Annotated in this window: 3 protein-coding genes; 1 reads left to right on the forward strand and 2 read right to left on the reverse strand. The window is 40.9% G+C overall.

The window, feature by feature from the left end:
• Positions 1 to 511: GNAT family N-acetyltransferase (locus JW794_04285; protein MBN2017333.1), on the forward strand; the 511-nt coding region annotated here is incomplete at its 5' end.
• Between the two features lie 161 nt (positions 512 to 672).
• Here JW794_04285 and JW794_04290 read toward each other — a convergent pair.
• Together JW794_04290 and JW794_04295 are read right to left on the reverse strand one after the other, a co-directional pair.
• A complete protein-coding gene (locus JW794_04290) occupies positions 673 to 2046 on the reverse strand; it encodes a sigma-54-dependent Fis family transcriptional regulator (protein ID MBN2017334.1) in 1374 nt (457 codons plus the stop codon).
• The coding region (locus JW794_04295; GenBank protein ID MBN2017335.1) for a GAF domain-containing protein at positions 2015 to 3664 on the reverse strand (1650 nt) is incomplete at its 5' end. The genes JW794_04290 and JW794_04295, both read right to left, overlap by 32 nt.

A 3664-nucleotide genomic window follows, 5' to 3' on the forward strand; every position in this document is an offset into this window, starting at 1 on the left:
GACGGGACTCGACATCTATCTGCGGCCGGTCAGGATCAGCGACGAGCCGTTACTCAAGGATTTTTTCTATTCCCTGTCGGACAAGAGTCTCTATCGCAGATTTTTCTCAATACGCAAAGACATGTTCCACGAACGGTTGCAACCCTTAGTGGTGATTGACTACACGAAGCAAATGACGATTCTCGCCGTAGTAGACCGCAGGTACCATGAAAATATTGTCGGTATCGGACAGTATATAATGGAGGAATCAACACATACGGCGGAAGTGGCTTTTGCGGTACGGGATGAGTATCAGAACAGGGGAGTAGCAATGGAATTGGCTGCGTACCTTGTGTATCTGGTCAATAGAGAGGGTCTTTTAGGCGTAACAGCAGATGTGCTGCCCGAAAATGAAGTAATGCTCCATGTATTTGAAAAAATGGGGTTTTCTATTCGGCGAAGAACAAAAGAAGGTGTCTCCAAGGCAAAATTGATGTTTGAAAGCCGAGAATCACCGGGTAAAGTCGTGTGACAAACGTTTTTAATGAGGGATTTTCATACATACTATTATCGCCAATATTTATACAACTCCCTGTCATCACCGCACGGATCACATCGTTGTTCTTTCACTACCCGCAGATGAAAGACGAGTTGGCATGGGTGGAGGAAGGGAAGAGTTAATTTGTATGTGTGCTACATATCAATGCCATACTTTCCAATGCGGTAGATCATGGTAGCCCGCGATATGCCCAGTAACTGTGCTGCTTTTGTCTTATTGCCGCCGCTGAGTTCGAGAGCTTGGATGATGAGCTGCTTGTTGAGGTCCTCCAGATCGATACCCGAAGGAGAAATCATAAAATCGGGGGAAGCTTCTGCTGGTGGCGTGACATCAAAATTTAAAAATCGTAAATATTCCAAACTGATAACGTTATCATCTTCCATGAGGAGTATGCGTTCGATGACATTTCTCAGTTCCCTTACGTTTCCAGGCCAGTGATAATTCAGCAATATAGTTTCTGCGTCTTTCGAAAGATGTTGAAACTTTTTTCCGAATTTCTCGTTGAAATTTTTCATGAAGAATAGAGCAAGGGGAATAATATCTTCCTTTCGATCCCGCAGTGGCGGCAAGAGAATCTTAACAACATTTAATCGATAGTAGAGATCTTCGCGGAATATCCCCTCATTGACCAAATTTATCAGGTTTTTATTTGTTGCAGCAATAACCCGTACATCGACTTTCCTCTCCTCCGTACCCCCAACAGGATAGAATTCCCTTTCTTCCAAGACTCTCAGAAGTTGTACCTGAGCAGGAAATGCAAGCTCGCTTATTTCATCTAAAAGAAGTGTCCCTTCATCTGCCAGTTCAAATTTCCCTTTTTTCCCTTCTTTAAGCCCACCGGTAAAGGCACCCTTTTCATAACCAAAAAGTTCACTTTCCAGCAGATCTTTATTTATTGCCCCGCAATTTATACTTATGAAGGGTTTTCCTATTCGTGTACTGTGGTAATGAATTGCCTTTGCTATGACTTCTTTACCCGTTCCTGTTTCACCTTCTATCAGGACCGTAGTGTTGTTACTCTTTGCAACTTTGCGACTTAATGCTAATGCTTCTTTAATTCCCTCACTTTCTCCTATGATATTATCTATTCCGAACTCAATCACACATTGCTTCCGAAGCTCTTCGAGTTCTTTCTTGAGTTTTAAATTGTCGAGTGCCTTCTCAATCACTAATTCCAATTCGTCAATATCTAAGGGCTTGACGAGATAATCTTGAGCACCTATCTTCATAGAGATAATCACTGTTTTTATGTCCTCATAGGCCGTCATCATGATTACCGGTAAATCTTTATCTCTTTCCAGTATGAGCTTTAAAGTTTCAATTCCATCGATTCCAGGCAATCTTATATCGAGAAGGATCAGGTCAACAGAATGTTCCGAAAGAATCTGGAGAGCATCTTCCCCGGTGCTCGCGATGAGGGTTTCATACTTATCGGAGAGGATGTTTTTAAGTGAGTTCTGCAACAGATTATCATCATCAACGATTAATATTTTGTAATGATGTTTCATCTTTCATGTCCGTATTAATGGGAAATTTTATAATAAACGTAGTTCCTTTCTTTTCTATACTCTCTGCATCTATAAGGGCATTATGTTGCTCTAAAATTTTATGTGTAATAGAGAGCCCCAACCCCGTACCTTCCGGTTTTGTCGTGAAAAATGGATCGAAAATCTTTGAATAATTTTGCGAAGGTATGCCAATCCCGTTATCTGTAAAATATATGACAAGTTGGCCTGCATCATTTTTGTAATTATTTTCGATCCTGCTGGTTATTTTCAATATCCCTCCCTCAGGCATAGCTTCCATAGCATTAATAATCAGGTTTATGAATACCTGTTGCATTTTCAGGGGATCAAAGATGACAGAGGGAATTTCTTCTTGTAGATTCACGTATGTTTTGATTTTTTTCTTCTTCAGTTGTGAGTCAAGCAACGAGATTGAATCAACGATGACATTATTAATATTGCCCTTATGTACCAAGGTACTGCCCGGTTTTGCAAAATCATGTATCCCCTTGACCAGTCTTTTTATTCTGTTGATGCCTATGAGCGTATCATCCATAATGTCCTGCAATTTTTCATCCAGCGACAATTTTTTTGATAACATTTGAACATTGAAATTGATGCTGGCAAGGGGATTCCTGATTTCGTGTGCTATTCCGGCGGATAATTGTCCGAGTGAAGAGACCCTGTCCATCCGCCGGATCAGATCTTCCGTCTTTTTCAGATCTGTAAGATCCCGGACAATCACAAGGACCCCAATCACACTTCCGGCATGACTTCTCAACAGAGACGAGCTCACCCCTAAAATAATGTAACTTCCGTCTTTTCTTTTCGCGATAATTTCTTTGTCGCTAATAATTGATTCGCTGGTAAGGGCAGATTCGACGATGTCTACAATATCGATTTCAAATACTTCGGAAACCCGTCGGCCCATAATCGCAGTCTTGTGAACGTTAAAAATTTCTTCCGCCATCGGATTTATCGCGCTGATTTTCCTGTCAAGACCGACAGTAAAGAAACCGTTCGGCGAACTTTCAATGATATTTTCCGCGAAGTTTCTCTCGGTGATAATTTCTTCATAAAGCCGTGCATTTTTAATCAGCGTTGCAGCATGGCTGGCGAAAATCATGAGCAGTTCCAAGTCATCTTGCGAGAAAGCAGCGTTTTCAGTACTGCTTACACCTAAAGCCCCTAAAACTTTTTCTTCACTTATAAGAGGAACCGCGAGTTCTGATTTAATTTCTTGTATCACTTCTATATATTTGGGTTCTTTTCGTACATCGTTGACCAGCAAGGGAATCCCTTTTTCTGTCACCCATCCGACAATCCCCTCGCCGATCCTTATTTTACAATTCTTTTTGCTGATACCTTTATAACCCTTCAGGGATACCACTTTTAAATATTCGCACTCAGAATCGATCAATAATAACATCCCATGCGATGCCCTTGTTATTTTCAGTGCATTTGTACTGATTATCTGAAGTAGTTTTCTTAGATTCAGCGTGGACGTTGTCTTTTTGCTGAGTTTTTGTAATGATAGAAGCTGATCCATTTTTCTCTTTTTTTGCGCCTGCAATATGGCATTTTCAATAATAATGCTAACATGCTGGGCAAAGGTTGAAAA

The organism is Candidatus Cloacimonadota bacterium (assembly GCA_016932035.1).
GTDB lineage: Bacteria > Cloacimonadota > Cloacimonadia > JGIOTU-2 > JGIOTU-2 > Celaenobacter.

Excerpts from the sequence above, each read along its gene's own strand:
- JW794_04290 (MBN2017334.1), bottom strand. The coding sequence starts at position 2,046 with ATGAAACATCATTACAAAATATTAATCGTTGATGATGATAATCTGTTG.